This window comes from Paenibacillus sp. HB172176, from assembly GCF_011947265.1.
Lineage (GTDB): Bacteria > Bacillota > Bacilli > Paenibacillales > Paenibacillaceae > Pristimantibacillus.
Genome location: NZ_JAATHD010000060.1, coordinates 1 through 2,368, shown reverse-complemented (window position 1 = coordinate 2,368; position 2,368 = coordinate 1). Strand labels below are relative to the sequence as shown.

The following is a 2,368-nucleotide window of genomic DNA, read 5'->3' as shown; positions in this document are numbered from 1 at the left end:
GATTGGGTGAATTGGATCTTCATATATAGCACCTCTCAGGTGAATTTAGATAATCGCTTGTTATCTTTAATATTCGCCATCAGAGATGTGATTCCCTTCGTTTTTCTAGCTTTTTATTTAAGTTGCTTCACGGATTAAGGGAATTGGTTACATACGGCTTTTTTCTTTGGATCTCCTTAAATGGGAAACGATTCTCCATACTGCTCATTATACGATTTTTTTAATTCCGCTAAAAAAGACTCCCTTTTTTTGCGAATATCTTGTACAGTAACTAGCAATTCCTCTTCCTCAAGAATTTGCTTTTCGTAATATTCTTTTGCGCCAAACTTGGCCATTCTTTCTCGATAACCGGTCGAGTAGACCGGGGGGATTTCACCCCCAGTCTCTCACAGAACCGAACGTGAAGGTCTCCCTTCATTCGGCTCTTGTTATCCAATCGCGGGCAGTAGCCCTATCTGCCAATGGTAGAAGAGATTTGGGTTGCACTGAGCAATGCGTTTCAGAAATCTCATTGCTCTAAGTGTGCTACCTTTCATCGACTTATATTTGGATTTCGTCCATCTGGCTATGGTGAGATTTACATAGGTGAGGATTCTTTTGGCTGTTCCAGCCGCAAATTTCGAGAAGTAGTTAAACCAGCCACGAATAACCGGATTTATCAACTTGGCTAATTCCTCAATGGAAACAGATTTATTACTCATACGGATGTTTCGAACACGATCTCGCAGGACCTGCCCTGCATCTTTGCTGACTGCCGGTGAAAACCCATTGAAAAATCCCCCGCGCTTGTTCTTAATGTAACGATTTCGAAACGTATATCCAAGGAAAGTGAAGTCTTCGTAATCGTGTTTCCCTTGGAATCTATCACTTTTGCAATATACGATTCTAGTCTTATCCGGGTGAATTTCCAATTTACACGTTCTCATTCGACTCTTCAGCTCGTTCAACAGTCGCTCAGCCTCTCGTTTTGTCCAGCAGTGTATAACTCCATCGTCAGAATACCTCGCCCAAGGATTTCTTGGATTCTTTCTCTCCATCCATTGATCAAAGGCATAATGCAAAAACAGATTTGCAAGGATTGGACTGATGACCCCTCCCTGGGGAGTGCCGGAAGTCCTTTCTTTGACGGTACCATTTGGCATCCTTATTGGTGCACATAGAAATCGTTCGATGTATAGAATTATCCATTTGTTATCTGTATGCTTTCGAACGGCTTTCATCATGAGTTCATGATCAATATGATCAAATAAACCTACAATGTCAAATTCAATTAGCCATGGCATCTTCCAACATCTCTGTCGAATTGCGCCTACTGCATCAGTAGCTGATCGGTTTGGTCTATATCCATAGGAGTCTTCGCAGAACACGGGCTCCACTAATGGTTCGAAGTTGAGGCGAACTACCATTTGCGCTATTCTATCCGCTATAGTGGGCACACCTAGGAGTCGCATCTTTCCGTTTTTCTTCGGTATCTCTACACCCTTGACTGCCTCTGGCATGTAACTTCCTGAAGACATTCTGTTCCATATTTTATACAGGTTGTTTTTCAAATTCTTCTCGAATGCTGTAAAATCCATACCATCAATGCCAGGAGCACCCCTATTCGCTTTGACACGTTTGTATGCTTCTAACACTTGATGTTTAGAAATCTCGAACGATTTTCCTTCTTTCATAGAATCCTCCCATTTCTGGTTGTTCAATTCAAGAATGATGGATAACAGAACCCCTTCGCTCCTCTGCCATTACAGCAGATTCTTCACTACTATGGGTTCTTCCGCATCTGATCCCACATCTCTACTTTCATCCTCGTCGTTTTAGCGCTTGGATTTTTCGATTTTTCATTGGGGCTCAGACTTCTCCTGTTCCTTGCTAGAGCCTGCATCATGCTCCTGTAACCTCTACGCCGACGATCATCTAGCCAGTACTCAGGTTTCCGCTAGACCTAGTCCCAGTGACCGCTTAAAATCTCTGGTTTTGATCGCACTTCATCTTAACGACGTTTCATCAGCTCTTCACTTTCGTTCAGCTTCATGATGCGTACCTGACCAATTCATTTTGGCCTTTTCCAATTGCGCTCAGCACCACAACTTTTAATTGCAGCACCCAATGGCGGTTTAGAATCTGCACCTGAATGCCGATTCTGAGGGGCCCACCCTCATCTCTTGCAAAGCATGAAAAGTTGCTTATGCCCTCCTTTCGTTGCAACGTTTCTTCAGGACACACTAAGCGTCAAATCCAGCACACATCAAGACACGATTTTGGATATGGGTATTGAAATGGAAGCCAAATAGGATGACGAAACGCCGAATAGCCCTCCATTCTATATAGAGGGCTGTCCGCTTTCGTTATTTCGTAAATAATCGGCAGA

Annotated in this window: 1 protein-coding gene; it reads right to left on the bottom strand. The window is 43.1% G+C overall.

Going from position 1 to position 2,368, the window contains the following annotated elements; all coding sequences use genetic code 11:
• Positions 1-428 precede the first annotated feature (428 nt).
• On the bottom strand, positions 429-1,673 hold the full coding sequence (gene ltrA / locus HFP08_RS28695) for a group II intron reverse transcriptase/maturase (RefSeq protein WP_168124062.1): 1,245 nt from the start codon (positions 1,671-1,673) through the stop codon (positions 429-431).
• Positions 1,674-2,368: the final 695 nt, after the last annotated feature.

Bases quoted from the DNA above. Each gene is read 5' to 3' on its own strand.
- ltrA (WP_168124062.1), bottom strand. From the start codon at position 1,673: ATGAAAGAAGGAAAATCGTTCGAGATTTCTAAACATCAAGTGTTAGAA.